At 70.3% G+C, this 23,950-nt stretch carries 28 protein-coding genes; 8 read left to right on the top strand and 20 right to left on the bottom strand.

The genetic code is table 11. The features are described from left to right. Positions 1 to 33 precede the first annotated feature (33 nt). From hisF to priA, 7 genes are read right to left on the bottom strand one after another with little or no spacing between them, the layout of a single operon-like run. The gene (gene hisF / locus AB0I12_RS24500; RefSeq protein ID WP_359933709.1) at positions 34 to 795 is read right to left on the bottom strand and encodes an imidazole glycerol phosphate synthase subunit HisF; all 762 of its coding nucleotides are present in this window, start codon (positions 793 to 795) and stop codon (positions 34 to 36) included. 46 nt (positions 796 to 841) lie between these two features. Continuing rightward, the gene (locus tag AB0I12_RS24495; protein WP_359933707.1) at positions 842 to 1,432 is read right to left on the bottom strand and encodes a hypothetical protein; all 591 of its coding nucleotides are present in this window, start codon (positions 1,430 to 1,432) and stop codon (positions 842 to 844) included. Beyond that, positions 1,429 to 2,361, bottom strand: coding sequence for a lysophospholipid acyltransferase family protein (locus tag AB0I12_RS24490; RefSeq protein ID WP_359933705.1), 933 nt, complete (start codon positions 2,359 to 2,361; stop codon positions 1,429 to 1,431). The genes AB0I12_RS24495 and AB0I12_RS24490 overlap by 4 nt, the downstream gene beginning before the upstream one ends. Beyond that, complete coding sequence (locus AB0I12_RS24485) at positions 2,361 to 3,941, bottom strand: lactate racemase domain-containing protein (RefSeq protein WP_355690182.1); 1,581 nt, start codon at positions 3,939 to 3,941, stop codon at positions 2,361 to 2,363. The genes AB0I12_RS24490 and AB0I12_RS24485 overlap by 1 nt, the downstream gene beginning before the upstream one ends. 33 nt (positions 3,942 to 3,974) lie before the next feature. Continuing rightward, entirely contained in the window at positions 3,975 to 5,174 is a 1,200-nt protein-coding gene (locus AB0I12_RS24480) for a zinc-binding dehydrogenase (protein ID WP_359933703.1), read from the bottom strand. Beyond that, positions 5,171 to 7,462 (bottom strand): HAD-IB family hydrolase, encoded by a 2,292-nt coding sequence (locus tag AB0I12_RS24475; RefSeq protein ID WP_359933701.1) that lies wholly within the window; start codon positions 7,460 to 7,462, stop codon positions 5,171 to 5,173. Before AB0I12_RS24475 ends, AB0I12_RS24480 begins: the two co-directional genes overlap by 4 nt. Then, complete coding sequence (gene priA / locus AB0I12_RS24470) at positions 7,459 to 8,196, bottom strand: bifunctional 1-(5-phosphoribosyl)-5-((5-phosphoribosylamino)methylideneamino)imidazole-4-carboxamide isomerase/phosphoribosylanthranilate isomerase PriA (RefSeq protein ID WP_359933699.1); 738 nt, start codon at positions 8,194 to 8,196, stop codon at positions 7,459 to 7,461. Before priA ends, AB0I12_RS24475 begins: the two co-directional genes overlap by 4 nt. Positions 8,197 to 8,318: 122 nt before the next feature. Between priA and AB0I12_RS24465 the strand changes: the two genes are divergently transcribed. Further along, positions 8,319 to 9,443 (top strand): cytochrome P450, encoded by a 1,125-nt coding sequence (locus AB0I12_RS24465; protein ID WP_359933697.1) that lies wholly within the window; start codon positions 8,319 to 8,321, stop codon positions 9,441 to 9,443. On the opposite strand, the gene AB0I12_RS24460 is transcribed toward AB0I12_RS24465, so the two are convergent. Then, positions 9,427 to 10,185 carry a class I SAM-dependent methyltransferase gene (locus AB0I12_RS24460; RefSeq protein WP_359933695.1) on the bottom strand — a complete coding sequence of 253 codons (759 nt, stop codon included), beginning with the start codon at positions 10,183 to 10,185 and terminating at the stop codon, positions 9,427 to 9,429. The two genes, AB0I12_RS24465 and AB0I12_RS24460, sit on opposite strands and share 17 nt — an antisense overlap. A 9-nt stretch (positions 10,186 to 10,194) precedes the next feature. Then, the gene (locus tag AB0I12_RS24455; RefSeq protein ID WP_359933693.1) at positions 10,195 to 10,710 is read right to left on the bottom strand and encodes a hypothetical protein; all 516 of its coding nucleotides are present in this window, start codon (positions 10,708 to 10,710) and stop codon (positions 10,195 to 10,197) included. Between the two features lie 99 nt (positions 10,711 to 10,809). On the opposite strand from AB0I12_RS24455, the gene AB0I12_RS24450 reads away from it, so the two are divergent. Beyond that, positions 10,810 to 11,322, top strand: coding sequence for a GAF domain-containing protein (locus tag AB0I12_RS24450; RefSeq protein WP_359933691.1), 513 nt, complete (start codon positions 10,810 to 10,812; stop codon positions 11,320 to 11,322). Here the strand turns inward: AB0I12_RS24450 and AB0I12_RS24445 are convergent. Further along, positions 11,301 to 12,077: a TSUP family transporter gene (locus tag AB0I12_RS24445; RefSeq protein WP_359933689.1), complete on the bottom strand. Its 777-nt coding sequence runs from the start codon at positions 12,075 to 12,077 to the stop codon at positions 11,301 to 11,303. The two genes, AB0I12_RS24450 and AB0I12_RS24445, sit on opposite strands and share 22 nt — an antisense overlap. A 108-nt stretch (positions 12,078 to 12,185) precedes the next feature. Between AB0I12_RS24445 and AB0I12_RS24440 the strand changes: the two genes are divergently transcribed. The 3 genes from AB0I12_RS24440 to AB0I12_RS24430 are packed head-to-tail and all read left to right on the top strand — an operon-like array spanning position 12,186 to position 14,620. After that, positions 12,186 to 12,986, top strand: coding sequence for a GNAT family N-acetyltransferase (locus tag AB0I12_RS24440; RefSeq protein WP_359933687.1), 801 nt, complete (start codon positions 12,186 to 12,188; stop codon positions 12,984 to 12,986). A gap of 24 nt (positions 12,987 to 13,010) precedes the next feature. Then, the gene (locus AB0I12_RS24435) at positions 13,011 to 13,400 is read left to right on the top strand and encodes a YciI family protein (RefSeq protein ID WP_359933685.1); all 390 of its coding nucleotides are present in this window, start codon (positions 13,011 to 13,013) and stop codon (positions 13,398 to 13,400) included. After that, positions 13,397 to 14,620: a sigma-70 family RNA polymerase sigma factor gene (locus AB0I12_RS24430; RefSeq protein WP_359933683.1), complete on the top strand. Its 1,224-nt coding sequence runs from the start codon at positions 13,397 to 13,399 to the stop codon at positions 14,618 to 14,620. The genes AB0I12_RS24435 and AB0I12_RS24430 overlap by 4 nt, the downstream gene beginning before the upstream one ends. On the opposite strand, the gene AB0I12_RS24425 is transcribed toward AB0I12_RS24430, so the two are convergent. The 7 genes from AB0I12_RS24425 to AB0I12_RS24395 all read right to left on the bottom strand — a co-directional run bounded on the left by AB0I12_RS24425 (position 14,584) and on the right by AB0I12_RS24395 (position 21,433). Next, on the bottom strand, positions 14,584 to 15,978 hold the full coding sequence (locus AB0I12_RS24425; RefSeq protein ID WP_359933681.1) for an FAD-binding oxidoreductase: 1,395 nt from the start codon (positions 15,976 to 15,978) through the stop codon (positions 14,584 to 14,586). The genes AB0I12_RS24430 and AB0I12_RS24425 overlap by 37 nt on opposite strands. 228 nt (positions 15,979 to 16,206) lie before the next feature. Continuing rightward, the gene (locus AB0I12_RS24420; protein ID WP_359933679.1) at positions 16,207 to 17,970 is read right to left on the bottom strand and encodes a proline--tRNA ligase; all 1,764 of its coding nucleotides are present in this window, start codon (positions 17,968 to 17,970) and stop codon (positions 16,207 to 16,209) included. 88 nt (positions 17,971 to 18,058) lie between these two features. Then, the gene (locus AB0I12_RS24415; RefSeq protein WP_359933677.1) at positions 18,059 to 18,418 is read right to left on the bottom strand and encodes a DoxX family protein; all 360 of its coding nucleotides are present in this window, start codon (positions 18,416 to 18,418) and stop codon (positions 18,059 to 18,061) included. Positions 18,419 to 18,428: 10 nt separating this feature from the next. Continuing rightward, positions 18,429 to 19,253, bottom strand: a complete 825-nt coding sequence (locus AB0I12_RS24410; RefSeq protein WP_359933675.1) for a GNAT family N-acetyltransferase — start codon at positions 19,251 to 19,253, stop codon at positions 18,429 to 18,431. Positions 19,254 to 19,302: 49 nt separating this feature from the next. Then, positions 19,303 to 20,544: an MFS transporter gene (locus AB0I12_RS24405; protein WP_359933673.1), complete on the bottom strand. Its 1,242-nt coding sequence runs from the start codon at positions 20,542 to 20,544 to the stop codon at positions 19,303 to 19,305. A 92-nt stretch (positions 20,545 to 20,636) separates the two neighbouring features. Then, on the bottom strand, positions 20,637 to 21,272 hold the full coding sequence (locus AB0I12_RS24400; RefSeq protein WP_359933671.1) for a VOC family protein: 636 nt from the start codon (positions 21,270 to 21,272) through the stop codon (positions 20,637 to 20,639). Further along, entirely contained in the window at positions 21,269 to 21,433 is a 165-nt protein-coding gene (locus tag AB0I12_RS24395) for a CopG family transcriptional regulator (RefSeq protein WP_359933669.1), read from the bottom strand. The genes AB0I12_RS24400 and AB0I12_RS24395 overlap by 4 nt, the downstream gene beginning before the upstream one ends. A 51-nt stretch (positions 21,434 to 21,484) precedes the next feature. Between AB0I12_RS24395 and AB0I12_RS24390 the strand changes: the two genes are divergently transcribed. From AB0I12_RS24390 to AB0I12_RS24380, 3 genes are read left to right on the top strand one after another with little or no spacing between them, the layout of a single operon-like run. Then, the gene (locus AB0I12_RS24390) at positions 21,485 to 21,841 is read left to right on the top strand and encodes a VOC family protein (RefSeq protein ID WP_359933667.1); all 357 of its coding nucleotides are present in this window, start codon (positions 21,485 to 21,487) and stop codon (positions 21,839 to 21,841) included. 38 nt (positions 21,842 to 21,879) lie between these two features. Further along, positions 21,880 to 22,239 (top strand): nuclear transport factor 2 family protein, encoded by a 360-nt coding sequence (locus AB0I12_RS24385; RefSeq protein ID WP_359933665.1) that lies wholly within the window; start codon positions 21,880 to 21,882, stop codon positions 22,237 to 22,239. After that, the gene (locus AB0I12_RS24380; RefSeq protein WP_359933663.1) at positions 22,239 to 22,643 is read left to right on the top strand and encodes an SRPBCC domain-containing protein; all 405 of its coding nucleotides are present in this window, start codon (positions 22,239 to 22,241) and stop codon (positions 22,641 to 22,643) included. The genes AB0I12_RS24385 and AB0I12_RS24380 overlap by 1 nt, the downstream gene beginning before the upstream one ends. On the opposite strand, the gene trxA is transcribed toward AB0I12_RS24380, so the two are convergent. From trxA to AB0I12_RS24365, 3 genes are read right to left on the bottom strand one after another with little or no spacing between them, the layout of a single operon-like run. Further along, positions 22,626 to 22,961: a thioredoxin gene (gene trxA / locus AB0I12_RS24375; RefSeq protein WP_359933661.1), complete on the bottom strand. Its 336-nt coding sequence runs from the start codon at positions 22,959 to 22,961 to the stop codon at positions 22,626 to 22,628. The two genes, AB0I12_RS24380 and trxA, sit on opposite strands and share 18 nt — an antisense overlap. Then, entirely contained in the window at positions 22,958 to 23,320 is a 363-nt protein-coding gene (locus AB0I12_RS24370) for a MerR family transcriptional regulator (RefSeq protein WP_359933659.1), read from the bottom strand. The genes trxA and AB0I12_RS24370 overlap by 4 nt, the downstream gene beginning before the upstream one ends. A gap of 57 nt (positions 23,321 to 23,377) precedes the next feature. Beyond that, positions 23,378 to 23,926 (bottom strand): nucleosidase, encoded by a 549-nt coding sequence (locus AB0I12_RS24365; protein WP_359933657.1) that lies wholly within the window; start codon positions 23,924 to 23,926, stop codon positions 23,378 to 23,380. Positions 23,927 to 23,950: the final 24 nt, after the last annotated feature.

The raw sequence follows: 23,950 nt of genomic DNA, 5'->3' as shown, positions 1-23,950 counted from the left end.
GCTGTCTGCTGGTTTGAGGGTTCGGTTTGCATGTCAGCGGACCACGATTCCGGCGTTGCGGAGGGCCAACTTGACGTCGGCGATGCGGAAGTCGCCGAAGTGGAAGACGCTGGCGGCGAGGACGGCGTCGGCGCCGGCCTGGACTGCTGGTGGGAAGTGGTCCGGGGCGCCGGCTCCGCCGCTGGCGATCAGCGGGACGTCGACGACCGCGCGGACTGCCTTGATCAGCTCCAGGTCGAAGCCCTGTTTCGTGCCGTCGGCGTCCATGGAGTTCAGCAGGATCTCGCCGGCGCCCAGTTCGCAGCCGCGCTGCGCCCACTCGATCGCGTCCAGGCCGGCCGACTTCCGGCCGCCGTGTGTGGTGACCTCGAAGCCGCTCGGCTGGTCGGCGGACCGCCGTACGTCGAGGGACAGGACGAGGACCTGGTTGCCGAAGCGGTGTGCGATCTCGCGGATCACGTCGGGTCGCGCGATCGCGCCGGTGTTGATGCCGACCTTGTCCGCGCCGGCCCGCAGCAGCCGGTCCACGTCGGTCGCCTCGCGCACGCCGCCGCCGACGGTCAGCGGGATGAACACCTGCTCGGCGGTCCGCCGGACCACGTCGTACGTCGTCTCGCGCGATCCCGACGACGCGGTGATGTCGAGGAACGTGAGCTCGTCGGCGCCCTCCGCGTCGTACACCTGCGCCATCTCGACCGGATCTCCGGCGTCGCGCAGATCGGCGAAGTTGACGCCCTTGACCACCCGGCCGGCGTCGACGTCGAGACAGGGAATGACCCGCACAGCAAGACTCACGCGGCCAAGCGTACCGAGCCGCATGTCTCGGTCAGGTGAAGCTGTCTCAGAGCAGCAGGGTGCGGACGATCGGCCAGGCGATCAGTACGCCGACGCCGGCGGCTGCCAGCAGCGTCAGGAAGTGCAAGGGATTGCGCTTGTACGCCGGGTCGACGCCGATCTCACGCACCAGCTCCAGTCCGCCCACGGCCGGGCGGTGGTCCACCGGGAGACCGATCGCGGCCGTCACGGTGTGCAGATCCGCGTCGGTCCAGAGCCAGCGGCTCACGCCGATACGGGAGCCGTCGGCCGCGAGGATCGCCAGCAGCCCGATCGGCAGGGAGCGTTTGACGCGGCCGATCCACAGAACCCGGACCACCTGGGCGCGCGGCAGCACCTTGGGCGGCGCCCACGCGGTGGACCGGTAGGCGATCGCGTCCGGGCCGACCCAGATCCGGGCGCCGCGAATGGCGAACCAGAACAGCAAGGTCAGCACGCAGACCAGGACGACGAACAGGACAACGGCAGCCGCCCAGCTCAACGCCCAGGTCGCGAGCGACGCGCACAGCACGGCCGGCAGGACCAGGTAGCAGGCCGCGAGGATCCAGAACGGTCGTCCGGCCGCGCCGAAGCGCGGCCGGACCTCGACAGTCGTCACTTCCAGGCGCGCCGGCGGTTGTCGGTCGACCTCATCGGCCGGGTGGACTCCCAGACGCGGCGCCAGTGCGCGGCGTCAGGGCCCGTCTGCGACGGGGAGGCGCCGATCGCGGCGCGGCGGCGGGACTCGTACCAGGTGGTCGATTCCTCGTCGAGGAGGGCCGACACCGCGGCGGCGATCCGGGGCGCGAAGTCGCGGGCGCTCTCGCCCTCGAGCGGACGCAGCGGGTCGCCGTACCGGACGTGGACCGCCGGGCGGCCGGGGACCGGCCAGCCGCGGCCGCGCGGCATCGCGGCGAACGAGCCCTTGATGCCGACCGGGATGATCGGTACGTCGTGCTCCACGGCCAGGTACGCCGCGCCCATCCGGAACCGCTGCACCCAGCCGTCCGGCGAGCGGGTGCCCTCCGGGAACACGACGACGTTCCAGCCGTCGGCGAGCAGGTCGCCGGGCGTGGCGCTCATCTTGCCGCCACGGCGCTCGATCGGGAACGTGTTGAACACGATCGCCGACCCGGCGGCCCGCCACCAGGTGTCGAAGAAGTAGTCGGCGGCGGCCGCGAACGCCGTCCGGCGGCGCATCGCGTCGGGCAGCGACAGCAGCAGCAACGGGGTGTCGAGGTGCGAGGAGTGGTTCGCGACGATGATCGCCGGGCCGTCGAGCTTGAGCAGCGAGTCGAGGCCGCTCACCTGCGGGCTGACCTCGAAGTTCAGGACCGCGTTCAGCGGGCCCTTCTGGATCAGGTCGCGGACCGCGATCGCGGTCCGCGTCCGGGCCCACTTGGTCGGGAAGACCGAGGTCTCCTTGGGGATCACGTACGGCTCGGCCGAGCGCGGCACCTGCGGCCGCCGGCCCCACCGCCACCCGCGCGCGACCTGCTTCACGTCCCGCGCGGTGTCCCGGCTGAACTTCACCAGGCTGGTACCCATCAGCGCACGTCCGCGAGCAGGTGCGGCGGGTTGTGCAGGTACGTGATCGACGGCGACCGGCCGACCGAGTGGCTGACCATCTCGAGCGCGTCCTGCAGCGTCGACGCGGACCGGAAACCCATCCGCTCGACGGTCTTGCGGTTCGCGCCGACCCAGACGATGTCGCCGCAGTGGTCCAGGGCGTGCGAGATCCAGTACCACATGTAGAACGGGTGCACGCCGTGGTACGCGTACGACGTCCGGTACAGGTGGATGTACCACGGGTCCTCGGCGTACTGCTTCTCGAACTTCGCCTCGATCGTCGCCGGGTCGGTGCTCTCGGCAAGCACTTCCTCGAAGAAGTCGACGTACGACGGGTGGTGCAACTGGCTGAACTCGTAGTCGACCGGGTGGTACAGGATGACCGCGCCGTCCTTGCGGACGACCGGGTTGCCCCGGTAGGAGTTGAAGTAGTACCCGAGGCCCATGCAGGCGGCCAGGATCGGGTTCATCACCGAGTTCACGTTGTACGGGCCGACGAACGGCACGCCCATGATCGCGACGTCGGACTGGCCCTGCACCTCGACCAGGTGCTGGCGGTGCACGGCCTCGATGGTCTTCTCGTGCACCGGCTCGATCGCGCCGGCGTTGATCCCGGTGAGGCCGTAGTTCGAGCGCACGTCGGTGAAGATCTTGTGCCGGAGCTTCGACGGCGCCGCCGCGAGCGCGCGCTTGGTGCCGAGCATCGAGGCCTGGTCCTTGATCGACCACTCCCACTCGCGCTTCTGCAGGAACTCCAGCGGGCCGCCGAAGATGTCGTTGTTCAGCGTGGTCTCGATCTGGAACACCTTGACGTGCTGCGTCAGGATCTCGCCCATCCGCCAGGCGGAGTGGTGCATCTTCGATGCTTTGTGGTCCATGAACGACCGCGAGTGGATCATCGTGTGGCTGTTGTGGTGGTGCCTCAGCGACTTGTACGACGCCAGGCCGATCGACGTGGACTTGTGCCCGCCGTCCATCGCCACCAGGTTCACGTTCACGTAGACGAGCAGGTCGGACTCGGCCGCCCGCTTGGAGATCTCCACGTCCTCGCCGTGCCGGGTCTGACCCAGGTGGGTGAGGTTGTCGCGGTCCTCGGCGTCGAAGTTGTAGAGCTTGCCGTCGGGGAAGAACGAGCGGAACACCCGCTCGCCGACGATCTCGCGCAGCTCGTTCGGGGTCAGCCGGCGGTGCAGCGCGTTCGCCGAGATCAGCTCGACGTCGTCGACACCGGCCTGCGCGGCGAGCTCCAGCACGGCCTCGATGACCCGTTGCCGGATGTCCGGCTTCTTCATCGGGGGCAGCGGCAGCGAGATGTCGTCGAACGCGATCGTCAGCCGCATGCCCGGGCGCAGCAGCTCCGGCAGCGGCTCGGACTCGATCGGGTTCAGCAGCGCGTTCTGGATCGCCTCGTCGACGTCGCGGACCGCGGGCAGGGCCTCCGGTGGGTACACCACCCGGGTGCCCTGCGGGAAGCGCTCCAGCAGGAAGCCCTCACCGTTGTGCACGAGCAGCGGCGGCGTGCGGTCGTCCACCTCAAGCACGAAACCTGGCCGAGACATGTCAGAACCTCTCTCGTCGTACGTTCAGCGCCCTCATGAGGCCCTCACATCGAATGCGACCTTGACTGTTCCCAGTCGGCCGGCGGAGTGCGCGTGGTCCAGCGCCTCACGCCAGCGGTAGAGCGGATAGCGGGCCCCGACGATCCCGTCCAGCGGGGCGCGACCGGCCAGGTCCAGCGCGGTCTCGAACGCCGGGCGGCCGTTCGGTTCCTCCCGCGCGGAGGCGTAGGTGCCGGTGACCTCGAGCTCGCGGAACCACACCGGCGACAGGTCGGCGCCGCTGTCCGGCATCCCGGACAGCACGACCCGCCCGCCGGCCTTGGTGACCCGCAGGACGGTGTCGATCGAGGCCTTGCTGCCGACCGCGTCGACGGCGACGTCGACACCGCCGAGCAGGAACTCGCCGCCGCTGAAGTCCTGCTTCAGCCGGAACGCGCCGGTCGAGCGCCGGACACCGCGGAACACCTCGTCCGGCGCCACGACGTCGCTGGCGCCGAACGCACGCGCCAGCTCCCGCTGCCGCGCGTGCTTGGCGACGACGGTGATCCGTCCGGCCTGGGTCAGCTCGCGCAGGGCGAGCGTCGCGAACAGGCCGACCGCGCCGGCGCCGCTGACCAGCACCGACTGGCCCGGCTGGACCTTGGCGCGCAGTGCGGCGTGCACCGCGCCCGCCAGCGGCTCGACCAGGACGGCGCGCTCGTCGGACATCTCGTCCGGTACGGCGTACAGCTGGCTGCGGTGCGCGACCATCACGTTGCCCCAGCCACCGCCGGTGTCGCGGCAGAACCCGGTCTGCAGGCCCGGCGCCACGTGGCCGACCGTGATCCGGTCGCACCGGTTGGTGTTGCCGGACACGCAGCCCTCGCACGGCTCGACGCCGCGCGCCGCGCAGGTGAGGACGCTGTCCATCACGACGCGCGTGCCCTTCGGCAGGTCCTCGCAGTCGTCGAGCAGTTCGCCGACCACCTCGTGACCGGGGACGAACGGCATCGACACGACGGCGGAGAAGTACAGCTTGGTGGCGCCGGTGACCATGCCGAGGTCCGAGCCGCAGATCCCGGACAGGATCGGGCGGATCCGCGCCCAGCCCGCCCGCTCGGCCTTCGGCTCGTCGATGGTGACGAGGCGCAGCGGCGCGGCCGGTCCGGTCAGGATGCCGGGGATCCGGCCGCCGACCGCCTTGGCCGCCAGGTACTTCGCCGGCGACCGGTACATCTCGAGAGCCAGCATCATCGGGCGTTCACCCCAGGGAGCTCCAGACGGGACGACGTGGACGAGGTCTTCCAGTCGACGATCTGCCAGCGCGCGGCCCGGGCGGCCCGGAACAGCGACACGTCCGGCGACACGGCGACCGGGTTGCCGACCACCGACAGCATCGGCAGGTCCGAGTGGCTGTCGGCGTAGGCGTACGACTTGGACAGGTCGATGTTGGTCTGCCGCGCGTGGTGCTTGATCCACGCGGCGCGGGACTCACCGACCAGCGGCGGGCCGGACAGGAAGCCGGTGCAGCGGCCGCGGTCGTCGACGGCCAGCTCCGCGGCGACGATCTCGTCGAACAACGGTTCCAGCGGCCGGGTCAGCGGCCGGACGGCGCCGGTGATCAGGATCGTCTTGTGCCCGGCGGCGCGGTGCTCGCGGATCCGGCGGACGGCGGCGCCGCTGAGCCGCTCGAGCACGTGCTCGGCGAGGATCTCGTCGACGATCTGGTTCAGCTCCTCCAGATCCGCACCGGCGTACCGGCGGTAGATCGTGCGCAGGAACGTGCCGCGGTCCTTGCGCTCGGCGGCGATCAGCTTGGGCAGCTTGCGGAGCATCGCGCCGATCTCGCCGGCGCGCTGCGGGCCGTCGAGCTCGGGCAGCCGCATCCACAGGTAGGTCTCGATCACGTTCGAGGACAGCAGCGTGCCGTCCATGTCGAACGCGGCGATGACCTTGGACTCCTGGTTCGGCTCGACCTTCTTCAGCACGCCCGCGGACTCGGCGAGCGCCTTGTTCCGCTTCTTGCGGACGACGTCCAGCCGGCGCATCGACTCGGTGACGCTCGGGCAGTGCAGTTCCTGCAGGTAGTACTGCCAGTCGACGACCGCGGTGTCGCAGGCGAACTTCTCCTTGTCGTCGCCTTCGAGCGCGTTGTGCAGCGCGAGCACGTTGTCGTCGATGAACTGCAGCTCGGCCTGCGCGTACTCCGAGTACAGGTCCATGTAGCGGCGCAGGAAGTCGAGGCGGCGCTTCTGGACGTCGAGCTCGCGGGCGTACTTGCGGGTGCGCTCGCCGCGCGGCACCCGAGTGATGACGGCGTCGGCGATCTTGTGCGCGCGTTCGCCGTACCGCAGCATGCTCTCGACCGAGTCGCCGCCGGGGAACTTCCACACCGGCAGCCGGACCGCGCCGCGCTCGCCGAGGTCGAACGGGTGCTTGGAGAAGTACTCCCGGACGCCGGCGTACAGCTGCTCGAAGGTCAGCGGGTTCCGGGCGCCGGAGCCGATGTGGTAGTACTCCGGCTTGCTCAGCTCGGGCTCGGTCGCCATCACCGCGCAGATCGCGCCGACCACGTGGTCGACCGGGATGATCTCGATCACCGAGTCCGGCGACGCCGGGAACTCGGGCAGCTCGCCGCGGCCGTAGGCCAGGATCAGCGGCTCGGCCATCTTGAAGCCCTCGATCCAGCCCGGGTGCGGGCTCTGCACCGCGGACTCGATGATGGCCGGCCGGACGATCGACGTCGGCAGCGTGCTCGCGAACTCCTCCACCACGCGCTCGCCGAGCGCCTTGGTGAATGTGTAGCAGTCGGTCCAGCCGAGGCTGCGGGCGCGCTCGGTGCCGGTCTCGACGAGCCGCTTCGCGACCCACTCGGTCCGGCGGCGCTCGGTGTCGGCCGCGGCCGTCAGGTGACCGGCGCGGCGGTGCAGCTTCTCGGCCTCCTTGCGGAACTTCGCCAGCATCGGCGCGGACCGGGACTGCTCCTCGACCCGGGCCTTCATCGCCATCCCGGCCTCGGCCTCGGTCCGCCAGTCGACGAAGTGGTCGACCGGGGTCTCCGGGATCGCGCCGCGCCGGCGGCCGGCCGTGTACGCCGTCGAGATGTGCACGTAGTGCACCGGGCGGCCGGTCTCGACGATCCGCTCCAGCAGGCTCTTGGTGCCGAGCACGTTGGTCGTGAACGCCTCGTGGATCGGCGGGTCGAAGCTCACGTCACCGGCGCAGTGCACGACGATGTCGAGATCCTTGGGCAGCTCGGGCACGTCGGCCAGGTCGCCGTCGATCACGTGGATCCGGGCCGCGGACAGCGCCTCGGCGTCGGCGTACGGCGTGCCCTCGCCGTAGAACGGCTTGAAGATGTCCTTCCGGAGCAGCTGCGCCATCCGGTCGCCGCCGGTCATCGAGCCCTTCGGCCGGATGATCGCGGCGATCGTGGTGCCGGGGAGCTCGCCGATGATCCGGTGCAGCAGCGCCTCACCGACGAAGCCGGTGACGCCGGTGACCAGGACCTTCTTGTCCTTGAGCTTGTCGGCCAGACTCACTTGTCGCCTCCACGCGTGAGCTCGAGTGCCTCGGTCAGGGTGAACGCGCCGGCGTACAGCGCCTTGCCGACGATGACGCCCTCGACGCCGTCCTTCACCAGCGTGCTGAGCGCCTCGAGGTCGTCGAGACTGGAGACGCCGCCGGACGCGATGATCGGCTTGTCGGTGCGCGCGCACAGGTCGCGGTACAGGTCCAGGTTCGGGCCCTGGAGCATGCCGTCCTTGGTGACATCGGTGACCACGTAGCGCTCGCAGCCGGCCGCTTCCAGCCGGGCGAGCACCTCGTAGAGGTCGCCGCCTTCCTTGGTCCAGCCGCGGGCGGCCAGGGTGCGGCCGCGGACGTCCAGGCCGATCGCGACCCGGTCGCCGTACTGCTGGATGATCCGGTCGCACCACTCCGGGTCCTCGAGCGCGGCGGTGCCGATGTTCACCCGGCGCGCGCCGGTCGCGAGCGCAGCCTCGAGCGACTCGTCGTCGCGAATGCCGCCGGACAGCTCGACCTGTACGTCGAGCTTGCCGGTCACGTCGGCGAGCAGCTCCCGGTTGCTGCCGCGGCCGAACGCCGCGTCCAGGTCGACCAGGTGGATCCACTCCGCCCCGGCCTCCTGCCACGCCATCGCCGCCGCCAGCGGGTCGCCGTACGACGTCTCGCTACCGGCCTCGCCCTGCACCAGCCGGACGGCCTGCCCGTCCGCCACATCGACGGCAGGCAGGAGCACCAGGTTCTCTGACATGGGCCACACCCTAGAGGGCGAGAGTTCCGGATTCGTAACCCGGAGGCCTCCTGAGTCGTTTGAAATCGATCTGTCTCAGCAATACCAGTTGAGTCAATGGTATTACACCTAGGCTTGGTGCCGTGCCGACCGTCGAAGAGCTCGAAACCGATCCGCATCCCGCCCTCGCGAGCATCCGGCCGATCGGGTGGATCGAGTCCCTGAACGCCTGGTTCGTCACCGGTCGCGCGCTCGCGCTGCAGGTGCTGCGCGACCCGGAGACGTTCACCGTCGACGATCCGCGGTTCTCGACCGCCCAGGTCGTCGGACCGTCGATGCTGTCCCTGGACGGCAGCCGCCACAAGTCCCACCGCGACCCGTTCGAGTCCCCCTTCGGGTTGGCGGAAACCCGCCGTCGCTTCACCCGGTCGGTGCAGCAGACGGTCGACGAACTGATGACGGCTCTCCAGGACGGGCCGCAGCGGCGCGCCGACCTTCGGACGACTCTTGCGGGGCCGTTGTCGGTTGGGGTGGTGGCACTCTCGCTCGGGCTGCCGCCGGCGTCGGCGTCGACCGTGCTCGACTGGTACACGGCGATCTCGTCGTCGGTGTCCGGGATCTCGGCCGGGCGTCCGGCCACCGCGGACGGCGCTGCGGCGTTCGCCGAGCTGCACAAGCATGTTGCCTCCGGCATCGACTCCTCGGACTCGCTGCTCGCCGCGGCGGCGCACGCCGGGCTGGGCATCGACGAGGTGGTCGCGAACGCCGCGGTGCTGATGTTCGGCGGCATCGAGACCACCGAGGGCATGATCACCAACGCCCTGTGGCATCTGCTCACGCACCGCGACCAACTCAACCTGGTCCTCGCGGACCCGTCGCTGCTCCCCAACGCGATGGAGGAGTCGCTGCGTCTGGAGCCCGCGGCCGCCGTCGTCGACCGCTACGCGACCCGCGACATCGACCTCGCCGGCGCCACGATCCGCCGCGGCGACATGGTCACGGTGTCACTGGCAGGCGCGGGTCGTGACCCTGAGATGTTCGAGGCGCCCGACGAGTTCGACGTACGACGGCCCAATGCGCGCCGCCACCTGGCCTTCGCCAGCGGGCCGCACATCTGCCTCGGCATGCACCTCACCCGCCTGGAAACCCTGACCGCGGTCGAGGCCGTCCTGCGCCTTCCCGGCCTCCGCCTGGCGCCGGACTCACCCGCGCCGCGCGGTCTCGTGTTCCGCAAACCGTCGGCGCTGCGCGTCACCTGGGACGGGTGAGGACGAGCATCGTCGCGTCGTACCGCGGCATCTGCCGGTCCGGGTCCCGCTCCGCATCCTCGGCGAACCTGGCGAATCCGGCGTCGACCTCATCCGGGGGCAGATGCTCGAACGTCGACAGGGCCCGCAGACTCAGCCGCTCGTAGCGCTCCCGCAACGTCCTGTGCGTCTCGCCCTGGAGCCGTACGACGTCATCGGCCGGCACCAGCCCGGCCTCGACCGCCAGCGCCTTCGTGTCGGCCAGCGACCTGTACATCGCGGCGTCGACCGCCCGCGCGGACGGGAAGTACTCGTACCAGAACAGGTCCGGCATCAGGTCCGTGAACTGGGTGCGCAGCAACGCCGCTCCCCTGGGCCGCAGCACCCGGCGGACCTCGCGCAGCCCCTGCAGCTGATCCGTGAAGTGATGGAACGACAAGAACATCAGCACCACGTCGACCGATGCCTCAGGCAACGGAACGTCCTCGGCGCTGCCCCGCAGGTAGGTCACGCCCGGATGCGGCGCCTGCTCGGCCGCCTCGCGCATCCGGTCGGACGGCTCCACGCCGTACACCTGCCCCTGGAACTCCTCGGCCAGCCCTGGAGTCAGCCGGCCGACCCCACTGCCGAGATCGAGGACGTCCAGCGGCCGCACCTGCGGCACATGCTGGGCGAAGGCCCCGGTCCAGCGCCGTATCTCGGCCGGCGGCATCGCACGGCCCGCGGCGTACACGCTGCCCAAACGACCGTTGTAGTCGACCATGAGGCGACCCTAGCGCCAGTCCTGATGCCATTGTTTCGCCACAGTGCTGGTCTGCTTGCGTACCGCGTCCGCCGCGGCGCCGGCCGGCCAGAACTGCAGCAGGTAGCGATCCACGACGGGCTCGCCGTCCCCGACCACGTTGACCTGATTGCCCTCGTCCATCCCGATGGCGCTGTAGCGCACGCGGTAACTCCGGGTCGGCAGGCGGAACTCCGCGGACGTGGAGCCGTCCAGCCCGTGTACCAGGATGTCCGGCGCCGCGGGCAGGAACGACACCTCGACGATGTCCTCCCAGGCGTCGTCCAGCGCCGGTTCTTGCTCGGAGTGCTCGATCCGCAGCGCTACGTACCCGGTGTGCAGGCCGGTCGCGAGCAGCAGCCGCCCAGGCTCGGCGGCGCCGCAGATGCCGTTGGCCTGGCCCCGCCGCGAGTCGTCGAAGTCCGGCCAGTCCGTGTCCCCACTCATCAGATAGATCTGACCGAAGCTCAGATTCATCTTCCCCTCGAACAACACTTCCGTGTCCATGGCGCGACACTAGGTGGCATCTGGGTCCCGATGGCCGGTACGCGGTCTCAATTGCCGGTTTTGACATCGGCAGGGGCCGGCCGGGTGCACAATGGCGGAATGGCGGAGGGATTGGTAGCGCTGGAGGTGGCAGCGAGCCTCGACGGGATCGGTGAGATCGTCCGCAAGGAGGCGCGCCGCCGCACGAGCGCGCAGGGGGCGACCTTCGTCCTGCGCGACGCCGACCGCTGCTTCTACGCCGACGAGGACGCGATCGCGCCGCTGTGGAAGGGACAGCGCTTCCCGATCACCTCCTGTATCAGCGGCTGGGCGATGCTGCACGACGAGACCGCGGTGGTCCCGGACATCTCCGTCGACAGCAGGATCCCGATCGAGGCGTATCTGCCGACGTTCGTCCGCAGCCTGCTGATGGTCCCGGTCGGCTCACCGACGCCGGTCGCCGCCATCGGCGCGTACTGGTCCCGCCGCTACCGGGCCACTCCGGACGAGATCGCGTCCATCGAGGACCTGGCCGCCCAGACCGCGGACGCCATCCGCCGGGTCGGCCTCGACGACGCGCCCTGGGCCCCCACCTTCAGCCGGCACTCGGGTCAGGCGAAGAACACGTCGTAGGCCAGGCGCAGGATCAGGGCCGAGACGACGACCAGGAAGACCACCCGGACGAACCGGCTGCCGCGGGCGACCGCGGTCCGGGCGCCGAGCAGACCGCCGCACATGTTGGCGGCCCCCATGATCAGACCGAGCCTCCACAGCGGTGCCCCGCTCAGGGCGAACACGGCGATCGCGCCCAGGTTCGTGGCCACGTTGGCGATCTTCGCCTTCGCACTGGCCTGCAGGAAGTTGTACCCGAGCAGGCCGACCAGCGCGAAGATCAGGAACGAACCGGTGCCCGGTCCGACCGCACCGTCGTAGAAGCCGATCAGCACGCCGACACCGCCGGCCGCGAGGTAGTGGTCGCGGCCGTCGAACCGCAACGCGGTGCGGGCGCCGAGTGACGGCTTCATCGCGGTGTAGATCGCGACCAGCACCAGCAGCACCAGGACGATCGGCTTGAACCACGACATCGGGATCCTGGTCGCCACCAGCGCGCCGGCCGCAGCGCCGAGCCCGGCGAGGATCGCCAGCGGCAGCACGGTCCTCCGGTCCGGGCGCACCTTGACGCCGAACGTGACAGCGCTGGTCGTCGTACCGCACAGCGACGAGATCTTGTTGGTCGACAGGATCTGCGCCGGGGACGCGTTCGGCAGCCCGAGCAGCATCGCGGGCAACTGGAGCAGTCCGCCGCCCCCGACCACCGCGTCGATCCAGCCGGCCGCGAAGGCCGCGATCACCAGGAACACCAACGTCAGCAACGACACATCAGGCACAGCAGCACGTCCTCACGGCGTCGATGATCGGGTAAGGGCGTAGTACCGCTCAACCCTTACACCGGCGAGTGAGAGACAAACCACGTCCGTGATGCGACATTGGTGCGCATGGCGTCCTCGATCGTCCCGCCGGACGGCGAAACCCTCGCCACCGGCTGGGAGCCGGGCCTCGAACCGGCCGACTCACTGATGCGGCAGGCCGTGCTGGCGCACGCGTCCTGGGCCGTCGACGCCGCCCGGAGGGCCGGCAAACCGTGGTACGACGGCGACACCTGGGCCGGCGCGATCCTCGGCGACCGGAGCGCGCTGACGAACTGGGTGGTGCCGAAGCAACCGGTCGATCCGGCCGGGATCGTCGCCGAAGCCGCCCGGGAGCTGCCCAGCGGGGCGCCGTACCTGTTCGTCAGCGCCTGGCCGACCGGCGACCTCCGCGCGTCCGGCCTGGGGCTGGCCGGACATCCGCCGTTGATGCTCCGGCTGCCGCAGACCACGACCGCTCCCCCGACGACCGACCTCGACGTACGGCGGGTGACGGACGCAGCTGGTCTGGCCGACGCCGAACGGATACTCGTCGAGGGATACCCGCTGCCTGAACTCCAGCCGTTCCGGGCGGGGGCGGTCTACGCACCGTCGTTCCTCGACGGATCGGTGGTCTGGGTGGGGTACGACGGCGACGTACCGCTGGCGACCGCGACGGCGCACAGTGCCGCCGGGGTCACCGTCGTCGAGAACGTCGCGGTGATGCCGGCCGCGCGCGGCCGTGGTGCGGGCGCGGCCGTCACGTGGGCGGCGACCACGGGGTACGCCGATCAACCCGCCTGCCTGATCGCGTCCGACGACGGGCAGCCGGTGTACCAACGCCTCGGGTACCTGCGCGTCGTGCGCTGGACCGTCTGGGTTCGGTCCTGACACCTCGTCCGGGACAATGGCGGGGTGAAGTTTCTACTGCTGGTTCACAACAACCTCGAGGCACTCGAGGGACTGACCGAAGACCAGTTGACCGAGCTGGCCGGTGGACGGGAGCAGGTCGCCACGCTCACGCGCGAGCTGCTGAAGAGCGGCGAGCTGGTGACCGTGCTCGCGCTCAACGAGCCGGCCGAGACCAAGGACGTCCAGCTGGTCGCCGGTACGCCGGTGATCTCGGACCGCCCGCTGCTGGAGACCAAGGAGTTCCTGGCGGGCGCGCTCGTCGTGAACTGCGCGTCGCAGGAGCGCGCACTGGAGCTGGCGGCGATGATCCCGCTGGCGCAGTTCCGGCGCGTCGAGCTCCGTGAGATCCGGATGGACCAGGACGACTTCCTCCTGGAGCTCGATCAGCTGTGAGGACGTCGGCGCCCGAGCTGGAGGCGGCGATCCGCGCCGCGGCCCCGCGGGCGCTGGCGACGCTGGTCCGGCGGTACGGCGTGTTCGACCAGTGCGAGGACGCGGTGCAGGAGGGGCTGCTCGAAGCGTTCGTGCAATGGCGCGCGAACGGCGTACCGGAGCAGTCCGTCGGCTGGCTGATCAGCGTCGCGACGCGGCGGATGATGGACGGCTGGCGACGGGACAACGCGCGCAGGCAGCGCGAGCTCAACGACTTCCTCCGGGCCGCGGATCCTGACCCGGACGACTACCACGAGGACTCCGACGACACCGTGCGGCTGCTCGTGCTGTGCTGTCACCCGGCGCTGACCCCGGCGTCGCAGATCGCGCTCACGCTGCGCTCGGTCGGCGGTCTCACGACGGCCGAGGTGGCAGCCGCGCTGCTCGTCAGCGAGACGACGGTGGCGCAGCGGATCAGCCGGGCCAAGAAGACGATCGCGGGCGCCCGCTTCGAGCTCCCGACCGCCGACGAGTACGACGAGCGGCTCCGCGCCGTACTGCAGGTTCTCTACCTGATCTTCAACGAAGGCCACACCGCCAGTGCCGGCGACTCGCTGCAACGCGTGGATCTCGCCGAGGAAGCCCTCCGGATCACGCGCCTGCTGCAACAGGCCGTCGGCGGTCCGGGTGAGGTGACCGGCCTGCTGGCGCTGATGATTCTCACGCACGCGCGCCGTAACGCGCGGACCGGTCCCGGCGGCGACCTCGTCCCGGCCGACCGGCAGGACCGCTCCCGCTGGTACGCCGACGAGATCGCCGAAGGCACGCGGCTCGTCGAGGAGACGCTGCGCACCGGCGCCGTCGGCCCGTACCAGCTGGAGGCGGCGATCGCGGCCGTGCACAGCGAGGCCGACTCGGTCGAGACGACCGACTGGGAACAGATCGCCGGCCTCTACCGCGTCCTCGAGAAGGTCGACCCGAGCCCGATGGTACGGCTCGGGTCAGCCGTGGCCGTCGCGATGACCGAAGGCCCGGACGCCGGCATCGCGATCGTCGAAGAGCTGGCCGCCGACCGGTACCTCGGCGACCACCACCGCCGGCTGTCCGTCCTCGCCCATCTGCACGAGCTCGCCGGCCGCCCGGACCTGGCCCGCTCCAACTACCTCGCGGCGCTGGAGCGGACCCGGAACACGGCCGAACAGAACTATCTGCGCGACCGCATCGCCCACCTCATCAGGTGACGGCGGCCGCCGCTCCACTCGGGGCGCGGCGGGACGCTCAGTTCGCTGCGGAACACGTGGCCCGGATCCACCGCCTGCTTGAGCGCGGCGAGCCGGGCGCGGTGGTCCTGCGGGTAGCAGAGGTCGAGGTCGGCGTCCGTCGGGTTCGACAAGAAGTTCACGTAGGCCCCCTGAGGCTCCAGCGTCTTCCACAGCGCGTCGAACTCCTCGGGCTGCGAGCCCTGCTGCTCGGGCGATCCGACCACGACCGAGTTCACCAGGAACCGGGCGTCGCGGTGCGCGAACGCCGTCGCGTCCGCCGGCATCGCGGCGAAGGCGCCGCCCAGCGCCCGGATCTCGATCGCCATTCCCGGGATCCGCCCGCGGGCCTCGAGCAGCCGCTCCCCCAGCTCGGCCGGCACCGTCTCGAAGAAGCCGTTGCGGATCCGGGGCCGCCAGTCCGCGGGCATCTCCATGGCGGTGAACACCTCGGCGTACGGCACCTCGGCCACCTTGTCGGTGAGCAACGAGCCGAGGTTGCGCAGCGGCTCCAGGATCGCGTCGCGCGCGGCGGGCTCACCGGCCACGCACACCATGATCGCGACCGGCACCTGCCCGTCGGCCATCATCGTCGGCGCCAGCTGCAGCGTGGCCGTCAGGTCCTCGGGCGCGGTCGTCATGTACTCCGCCCAGCCTTGGAGGACCTGCGCCGCCTGCTTCCACGGGTACAGCAGCGCACCGAAGTGCACCGTGGGCTGCGGTGTGGCGGTGATGTCGTACGACGTGACGACGCCGAGGCTGCCCGCCGCGCCGCGCACTCCCCAGAACAGCTCCGGTTCGCTCGCGGCGTCCACCCGGCGAACCGAGCCGTCGGCGGTCACCACCTCGGCGGCGACCACGTTGTCGATCGCCAGCCCGTGCTTGCGGACCATCCAGCCGATGCCGCCGCCGGCCATCAGCCCGCCGACCCCGACGCCGGCCGTGTCGCCGGACGAGATCGCCAGCCCGGCCTTGCCGAGCCGCTCGGCCACCCTGCCCCACGTGCCGCCGGTGCCGATCCGTACGACGTTGTCCGGCAACAGCCGGACCTCGTCCATCGGCCGGACGTCGATCACGACACCGCCGTCGTTGGTGCCGAACCCGGCCGCGTGGTGCCCGCCGCTGCGGACCGCGATCGGCAGGTCGTTCGTCTCGGCGTACTTCAGCGCCGCGACCACATCACCCGCCCCGGTGCAGCGCACGATCACCCGCGGCCGCCCCTGGGCCATCACCACGCGCCCGGCGTCCGCGTATCCCGCGTCCCCGTCCACGAGCACCTCGCCCAGGACCGCCGCACGCAGCTCGCCGAGCCCGCCCTGGGCCACTACAGATTCCGTCATCGTCAACTCCTGACTCCCGGACGCCCCCTCAGGCGCCACACCCCGGGATCGGAGCCGACCTGCGTTCCTCGACATCCCCGGCCGAGAATCTTCCGGCCGTTCGAGGGGTTAACAACGCAGCTTGCCCCTCCACCCCTCGCAGACGGAGGGGAAAGGGGCATCGCTGGTGGTTAACCACTCAAGTGGCCACGGGGCGCGCCGGGCTGGCCGGCCGCGGAGTGGGGCGGGTCAGGCGCGGACTGTGGTGACCAGGTGGTCGACGACGTCCGCGACCGGGATGTCGGCGCGGTCGCCGGAGCGGCGGTCCTTGACCTCGATCGTGCCGTCGGCGAGGCCCTTGCCGACGACCGCGATGGTCGGGACGCCGATCAGCTCGGCGTCCTTGAACTTCACGCCCGGCGAGACCTTCTCGCGGTCGTCGTAGATGACGCTCAGCCCGCGGGCCTCCAGCTCGGCGGCAATCTCTGCGGCCTTGGCGAAGACCTCGCCGTCCTTGCCGGTGGCAACCAGGTGGACGTCGGCCGGCGCGATCTCCCGCGGCCAGACCAGACCGAGCTCGTCGTGGTTGCCCTCGGCGATCGCGGCGACCGCGCGGGTGACACCCACGCCGTACGACCCCATGGTGACCGTGACGAGCTTGCCGTTCTGGTCGAGGACCTTGAGGTCGAGGGCATCGGCGTACTTGCGGCCGAGCTGGAAGATGTGGCCCATCTCGATCCCGCGCGCTGTCTCCAGCTCGCCCGAGCCGTCCGGCGCCTGGTCCCCGTCGCGGACCTCGGCAGCCTGGATGGTCCCGTCCGCGGTGAAGTCCCGGCCGTGCACCAGGTTGACGACGTGGAAGCCGGACTTGTCCGCGCCGGTGACCCAGGCCGACCCTTCGGCGATCCGTGGGTCGAGCAGGTAGCGGATGCCGGAGGCGTTCTCCTTGCCGAGCACACCGGGGCCGATGTAGCCCTTCGCGAGCGACGGGTGCTTCTCGAAGTCCGCCTCCTCGAAGGCGACGACCTCGGCCGGCTCCATCTGCGCGCCGAGCCGCTTCTCGTCGATCGCGCGGTCGCCGGGGACGCCGATCGCGAGCGGCTCGCGGCTGCCGTCGGGGTGCACCAGCATGACGAGCACGTTCTTCAGGGTGTCCGCGGCGGTCCACTCGCGGCCGTCGGTGCGCGCGTGCTTGGCGTTCAGCGCGTCGACGAGGGTGTCGATCGTGGGGGTGTCGGGCGTCTCCACGACCTCGGCGGCCGGCACGCCGGACGCGTCGACCGGCGCCGCCTGCGGCACCACGACCGCCTCGACGTTGGCGGCATACCCGCCCGGGGAGCGGACAAAGGTGTCCTCGCCGTTCTCCGCGATCGCGAGGAACTCCTCGGAGCGCGAGCCGCCCATCGCGCCGGACATCGCCTGCACGATCACGTAGTCGAAGCCGAGCCGGTCGAAGATCTTGATGTAGGCGTCGCGGTGCTTCTCGTACGACGCGGCGAGGCCGTCGTCGTCGACGTCGAACGAGTACGAGTCCTTCATCACGAACTCGCGCCCGCGGAGCACGCCGGCCCGCGGCCGCGCCTCGTCGCGGTACTTGTTCTGGATCTGGTAGATCGACAGCGGAAGGTCCTTGTACGACGAGTAGAGGTCCTTCACGACCAGCGTGAACATCTCCTCGTGCGTCGGGCCGAGCAGCATGTCGGCGCCCTTGCGGTCCTTCAGCCGGAAGATGTTCGGCCCGTACTCCGTCCAGCGGCCGGTGGCCTCGTAGGGCTCGCGGGGCAACAGCGCCGGGAAGACCAGCTCCTGCGCGCCGATCGCGTCCATCTCCTCGCGGACGATCCGCTCGACGTTGCGCAGCACCCGCAGGCCGAGCGGCAGCCAGGTGTAGATGCCGGGCGCGGCGCGGCGGATGTATCCGGCGCGGACGAGCAGCTTGTGGCTCGGGACCTCCGCGTCCGCCGGGTCCTCGCGAAGGGTGCGGAGGAACAACGACGACATACGCAAAATCACGGGAGTCTCCAAGCGGGCAAAAATCGAGTACTGGACATCAGAGAGAATATCGGTCCGGTGGTGATGCTCTCACCACGTTATCCACAGGTCACTCGCGGGCAGCTTTCAGCGCCCACCGGATCAGCGGCAGCTGCAGCGGGAGCCGCGCGTACGCGATCGCCTGAGCGGTCCGGGACCCCTTCGTCCGCAGGTCGGCGGCCATCTGGACGTTCGCCGGGAACACCGCGACCAGCAGCCCCGCGCTCGCCAGCCCGGCCAGTCGCCGGGTCCGCGGGTGCAGCAGCCCGGCCGCGCAGGCCAGCTCGGCCGCCCCGGACACGTACACGAGCTCCTTCTTCCGCGGCAGCACCTTCGGCACGATCTGCTCGAACGGCCCGGGCTTCACGAAATGCAACGTCCCGAGCACGCCGAAGAGCGCGGCCAGACCCTTGGTGCTTCGCGATGGCATGCGTCGGAGCTTAGAACAGGATGGTGGCGAAGGTTTCGATGGTGCGGAACCCGACCCGCTCGTACGCCGCCCGCGCCGGCCGGTTGAACGCGTTGACGTAGAGCGTCACGACCGGGGCGATCTGCCGGGCCAGCTCGACCACCGCGGCCATGCCGGGTGCGGCCAGCCCGCGGCCGCGGTACTCCGGGTCCACCCAGACGCCCTGGATCTGGCACACACCGGTTCCGACCGAGCCGACCTCGGCCTTGAACACGACGCGGCCGTTCTCGATCCGCGCGAACGCCCGCCCGGCCCGGATCAGCTCCGCCACGCGTGAGCGGTAGAAGGTCCCGTCCGGACCGGTCTGCGGCGGTACGCCGACCTCCTCGGTGTACATCGCCACACACGCCGGGTACAAGATCGGCAGCTCGACCGGCTCCACCGCGCGCACCAGCGGGTCCGGCGCGATCGTCGGCGGCCCGTCGATCACCATGAACGGCTGATCGTCGCGCACCTCCCGGGCCGGCCCCCAGTGCGGCTCGAGAATGGCCCACAGCTGCTCGACCGAGCGCGCCTGCCCGAGGATCTGGAAGCAGTTGCGGCCGCGCCGCAGCGCGTACGCCGCGAACGCCCGCAGCGCCGCGCCGCCGGCGCCGACCGGCACCATGTTCCCGCCGGCGTGGCACAGGGCCTCGAGCGCGCCCTTCTCGACGTACCCCCAGACCTCCGCACCGCGCCGCGGGTCGAGCCCGGACGCCTGCACGAGACTGTCGACGAACACGTTCACCACCGGATCACGGGCGATGACCGCGCGCGCCGCCGCGAGGTCACGAGGACCGAGAACCCGTACTCCCACGCGCAGAACCTAGCGGATCAGCCCCGCGTTCGTATGCAACGGGGCCGGGTCAGGCCACCTGCGGTTCGTGCTCGGCGGTGATCCGGCGCAGCGGCGACGTCCAGGCGAAGACCACGCCGACGCAGCCGAACAGCCCCATCAGCACCATCCCGGTCCGCGCCCCGAACTCGGTGCCGAGCAGCCCGCCGACGACCGAGCCGAGCGTCCACCCGACTCCCCAGGAGAGCATCCGGCCCGCGGTGTTGACCCGGCCGAGCAGGTTCTCCGGCGTCACCTGCTGGCGGTACGACACCGCGTTCACGATCACCAGCACGTACGCCGAACCCCAGACGAGCAACGCCAGCGCGGCCACGATCCAGTGCGGCGACAACGGCGACAGTACGCCGAGCAGCGCCGACACCGGCAGCGCGTACAGCGTGATCGCCGCGGGCGACATCCGCTTGAGCAACTTCGGGAGGCTGAGCGCGGCGATCAGCCCGCCGATCCCCCACGTACCCCAGACCAGACCGAAGCGGAGTCCCGACGTACCGATGTGCAGGACGCGGTCGCACCAGACCACGATCAGCGCCATGAACCCGCCACCGGCGAAGGACTGGACGCTGCCGACGATCGTCATGGTGCGAACCCCGGCGTGCCGGATCAGGTAGCGCAGACCGTCGCCGATGTCGTTCAGGACCACCCGCGGCCGCAACGGCGGACGCCCGTCGCGGGACTCGGAGAGCGCCCGCACGATCCCGCGGACCGCGAACGCGGACGCCGCGAAGCTGAGCGCGTCCAGCGTCAGCAGGCTGGCCGGATCGAGGACGGCGAGCAGCAGACCGGTCAGCGGCGGCACCAGCAGCTCGATCAGGCTCGAGGCGGTCCAGACCGCGGAGTTCGCCTGGGCGACCCGGGCCCGGCCGACGAGCACAGGGAGCGCGCCGAAGTTCGCGCCGTCGAAGAACGTGTGCACGGCCTGGACGGCGAACGCGACGATCAGGACCTGGACGACGGTGAGCACACCGAGCAGATGCGCCAGTGGCACCGACCCCACCAGCACCGCGTTCACCGTGTCCGCGGTGACCATCACGCGCCGCCGGTTCCAGCGATCGGCCAGCGCACCCGCGAACAGACCGGTCAGCAGGTACGGCGCCGACTCCAGCGCGGTCACCACGGCGGTCAGGACCGTCGAGCCGCTCAGCCGGTACACCAGCACGGGCAGGGCGATCGCCGTCACCATCGACCCGGTGGTCGACAACGCTCGCGCCGACCAGTACCGCCGAAAGTCCGGGTCGTCCCGCAGCCGAGTCATGCTGGGCATCCTGCATCCTCAGGTGCGGTCGAGGTCAAGACTCATCCACATCAATTCGTCCCCGCGGTCGCGGTCGGCCCGGCGTACGGCGATCATCCGTGAACCACCACGAGCTGACCGTCCGGGTCGACGATCTCCAGCCTGTCCTCGGTGCGCGAACCGCCGACCCGCGCGTGTACGTCGTCCAGGTCCTCGGTCGTCACGAGATCGAGCCGTACGTCGAACTCTCCGTCGGCCGGTCCGAACCGGGCGGCCCGCGGCACCCGGAGCGCGTCGAGGAACCGCCGCCACGGCACCTCGTCCGCACCGGTCAGGTACGGCGTGACCGACCAGCGCTCGTCGGGCCTCGCGGTGTGCAGCTTGTAGCCGTACAGGTCGTCGTTGCGCTCGTCGATCCAGATCACCACGCCTTCCGGACCGCTGACCGACAGCACCCGTCCGTACGCCTCGTCGAACACCGTCGCGTCGACGAACCCGACCTGCTCCAGGCGGTCCTTCAACTCGCCGAGATCGTCGGCCTCGAACGACAGCCTCGTCTGCCCCGGCAGCCCGCCCGTCGAACTCGACGCCGCGTCGTGCAGCGCGACCATCCCCCGACCGGCCAGCATGTCGACCCAGCCGCCGCGTTCGGACTCGATCCGCGACCGCAACCCCAGCGTCTCCAGGAACGTCCGCATCGCCTCCACGTCCGCCGTGAACCGCAGCGGCCGGATCACCGTGTTGTTCATCCCCGGGCCTCCCCATGGTTGTCGAGGTACTCCGACAGCGCCTGCTCGACCAGCGCGGACAAACTCGCCCCGTCGTCGATCGCCTTGTGCTTCACCCGCCGCACCAGCGCCGGCGGCAGATACACGTTGAACTGCACCTTCTTGCCCGCGTCGTCCGCCATGGCTATATTGCTAGCATCCTAGATAGCTACCAGTCAATCGAGGAGCCGACGATGACACTTCGCTTCGACCACGTGGGCCTGCTGACCGACAGTCGCGACAAGAACCAGGAGATCGCCGAGTTCTTCTCAGCCGTCCTCGGCCTGGAGATCTCCGGCGACGCCGCCGAGGGGTACGCCGAGGTGAAGGCCGGCGCAACGACGATCGCCCTGCACATGGGCGCGATGACCGACTTCGCCCCGCACGGCGGTACTCTCCTGCACTTCACGAGCGACGACGTCCGCGCCGATGTCGAGGAGATCCGCCGCCGCGGCGGCACCATCGCCCTCGAACCCGTCGAGACCGATTGGGGCACCTCGGCGTACGTCCGCGGCCCGCACGGGATCTTGGTGGAGGTCTACGCAGGCTAGGACCGGATCTGTCCTAAGTGCGCGGCAGCATGGATGCCATGAGAGAGAAGCTGCTGGAGCTCGAAGACCTGCTGTGGAAGGCGAACCGGGAAGGGGACGGGGACTTCTACGAGAGGTACCTGCTCGACGACGCGGTCGCAGTGACCAAGTTCGGGATCATCGACAAGGCGACCGCGGTGCCGGGGATCCGGATCAACCACAACCCGTTCGTGAAGACCGACCGCAGCGACGAGCAGGTGATCACGGTCGACGACCACACGGCGATCGTCACCTACCGCGTCGACGTCACGGCCCTGGTCGACGGCAACGAGGTGCACCTGCCGGCGTACGCGAGCACGGTCTGGACCGACGTCCACGGCGACTGGCGCGTCGCCTTCCACCAGCAGACGGCACTCTGATGCCAACCGGCCTGACCAAAGACGCCGGCTGGAACGTCGGTGTCTCCAGAACGTTCCGCTGCCCCCTCGAAAAGGTGTGGGACGCCGTCATCAGCCCCGAGGGCGTGGCCGTTTGGCTCGGCGCCGGAGCTTTGCTCGAGGACGGAGCGTCGTACGAGACCGACGACGGGACTGTCGGGGCGGTGCGGAGTCTGCGCGCGAAGAACCGCGTGCGATTGACGTGGCAGCCGGTGGACTGGTCGCACGACAGCACAGTGCAGGTCACAGTGTCGGCTTCGAGCGGAGGGACCGTACTGCGGCTTCACCAGGAGCGGCTGGCGTCCGCGGCGGAACGCGAACGCCAGCGAGCTCACTGGTCGCGGGTGCTGGCCGCGGTCGCGGCGAGGTTAGACGGCGGCGAGTAGGGCGTCGTCGAGCTCTTTGAGGAGCTTGTGCTTCGGGCGGGCGCCGACGACCGACCAGATCATCTCGCCGCGGTGGAACAGGATCAGGGTCGGCAGCGCCATCACCCGGTAGCGGGCGGAGATCGCCGGGTTCTCGTCGGAGTTCAGTTTCACCACGGTCAGCTGGTCGTTGCGTTCGGCACCGATCTGCGCGAGGACCGGTGCGATCTGGTGGCACGGCGGGCACCACTGCGCCCAGAAGTCCACCAGCACAGGCTTCTCGGACCGCAGCACCTCCTCGTCGAACGTGGCTTCGTCAACACTGCGCAGGTCGCTCATGGCGTTCTCCAGTTCTCGGCGTCGGTCAGGAGGTCGGTCAGCCGGGCCCGCAGATCGGTCAGCTCGGCGATCCGCCGGTCCACCTCCGCGATCCGCGTCCGGTACGCCGTCAGCGACGCCGGGCACACGTCCGCCCGGGCGTTGCCGGCCCGCAGGCACTCGATGAACGGATACGTCTGCTCCGCGGTCAGCCCGAGGCTCAGCAACGCCTTCACCTCGCGCACGACGACCACGTCGTCCGCGTCGTACGACCGGTACCCGTTGGCCTCCCGCCGCGGCTTGAGCAGGCCCTGCGCCTCGTAGTACCGAACCGCCTTGACCGTCACACCGGCCTCGGCCGCCAGATCGCTGATCCGCATCCCGCCTCCTTCACCCCGACGCTAAACCTTGCCCCCAGGGTCAAGGTCAAGCCCAGTTTAGGAGGTGTGCGAGCGGACCCACTCCCCCAGCACCTTGGCGCTGGCGTCGACGAGGGCCGGCCAGTCGAGTGCGGTTTCGTCGGCTGAGTCCGAGACGTGTTTCACGACGCGGACCGGCACGCCGTACGCGCGGCAGGCGTACACGACGCCGTACGCCTCCATGTCGACCAGGTGCGCCCGCTCGGCCAGCCTCGCCCGGACGGCGGGGTCTGTCACGAACACGTCGCCGGACGCGAGGACCGTGCCGTCGCCACCCTCGACCGGTAGCTCCTCCTGGGGGTCGAGGCCGATCGCCCGGATCGCGTCCGCGTTGAGGTCGTGGTTGACGACCGTGCTCGGCAGGTAAAGCCCGGACAGCCCGTCGCGCAGCGCACCCGTCGTACCGACGTTCAGTACGACCAGTCCGTCGGTGTCCCGCTCCGCCAGGGCTCGTGCGGTGGCGACCGCCGCCGCGGTCTTGCCGACGCCGGTGGTGACGACCGGCAGGTGTTCCGGGACGTACCGAGCTTCTGCGCGGATCGCACTGACGATCAGGTAACTGGTCACCCGTCGAAGCGTAGTCGGCGGATG

The organism is Kribbella sp. NPDC050459 (assembly GCF_040655315.1).
In the GTDB taxonomy this organism is placed as follows: Bacteria; Actinomycetota; Actinomycetes; order Propionibacteriales; family Kribbellaceae; genus Kribbella.
This window is presented reverse-complemented; position numbering and strand designations above follow the sequence as displayed.

Coding starts and splice junctions, on each gene's coding strand:
- AB0I12_RS24385 (WP_359933665.1), top strand. CDS start 21,880: ATGAGAGAGAAGCTGCTGGAGCTCGAAGACCTGCTGTGGAAGGCGAAC.
- AB0I12_RS24425 (WP_359933681.1), bottom strand. CDS start 15,978: ATGACGGAATCTGTAGTGGCCCAGGGCGGGCTCGGCGAGCTGCGTGCG.
- AB0I12_RS24395 (WP_359933669.1), bottom strand. CDS start 21,433: ATGGCGGACGACGCGGGCAAGAAGGTGCAGTTCAACGTGTATCTGCCG.
- AB0I12_RS24415 (WP_359933677.1), bottom strand. CDS start 18,418: ATGCCATCGCGAAGCACCAAGGGTCTGGCCGCGCTCTTCGGCGTGCTC.
- AB0I12_RS24485 (WP_355690182.1), bottom strand. CDS start 3,941: ATGTCTCGGCCAGGTTTCGTGCTTGAGGTGGACGACCGCACGCCGCCG.
- AB0I12_RS24405 (WP_359933673.1), bottom strand. CDS start 20,544: ATGACTCGGCTGCGGGACGACCCGGACTTTCGGCGGTACTGGTCGGCG.
- AB0I12_RS24455 (WP_359933693.1), bottom strand. CDS start 10,710: ATGGACACGGAAGTGTTGTTCGAGGGGAAGATGAATCTGAGCTTCGGT.
- AB0I12_RS24460 (WP_359933695.1), bottom strand. CDS start 10,185: ATGGTCGACTACAACGGTCGTTTGGGCAGCGTGTACGCCGCGGGCCGT.
- AB0I12_RS24490 (WP_359933705.1), bottom strand. CDS start 2,361: ATGGGTACCAGCCTGGTGAAGTTCAGCCGGGACACCGCGCGGGACGTG.
- AB0I12_RS24450 (WP_359933691.1), top strand. CDS start 10,810: ATGGCGGAGGGATTGGTAGCGCTGGAGGTGGCAGCGAGCCTCGACGGG.
- AB0I12_RS24390 (WP_359933667.1), top strand. CDS start 21,485: ATGACACTTCGCTTCGACCACGTGGGCCTGCTGACCGACAGTCGCGAC.
- AB0I12_RS24440 (WP_359933687.1), top strand. CDS start 12,186: ATGGCGTCCTCGATCGTCCCGCCGGACGGCGAAACCCTCGCCACCGGC.
- AB0I12_RS24400 (WP_359933671.1), bottom strand. CDS start 21,272: ATGAACAACACGGTGATCCGGCCGCTGCGGTTCACGGCGGACGTGGAG.
- AB0I12_RS24480 (WP_359933703.1), bottom strand. CDS start 5,174: ATGATGCTGGCTCTCGAGATGTACCGGTCGCCGGCGAAGTACCTGGCG.
- trxA (WP_359933661.1), bottom strand. CDS start 22,961: ATGAGCGACCTGCGCAGTGTTGACGAAGCCACGTTCGACGAGGAGGTG.
- AB0I12_RS24380 (WP_359933663.1), top strand. CDS start 22,239: ATGCCAACCGGCCTGACCAAAGACGCCGGCTGGAACGTCGGTGTCTCC.
- AB0I12_RS24370 (WP_359933659.1), bottom strand. CDS start 23,320: ATGCGGATCAGCGATCTGGCGGCCGAGGCCGGTGTGACGGTCAAGGCG.
- priA (WP_359933699.1), bottom strand. CDS start 8,196: ATGTCAGAGAACCTGGTGCTCCTGCCTGCCGTCGATGTGGCGGACGGG.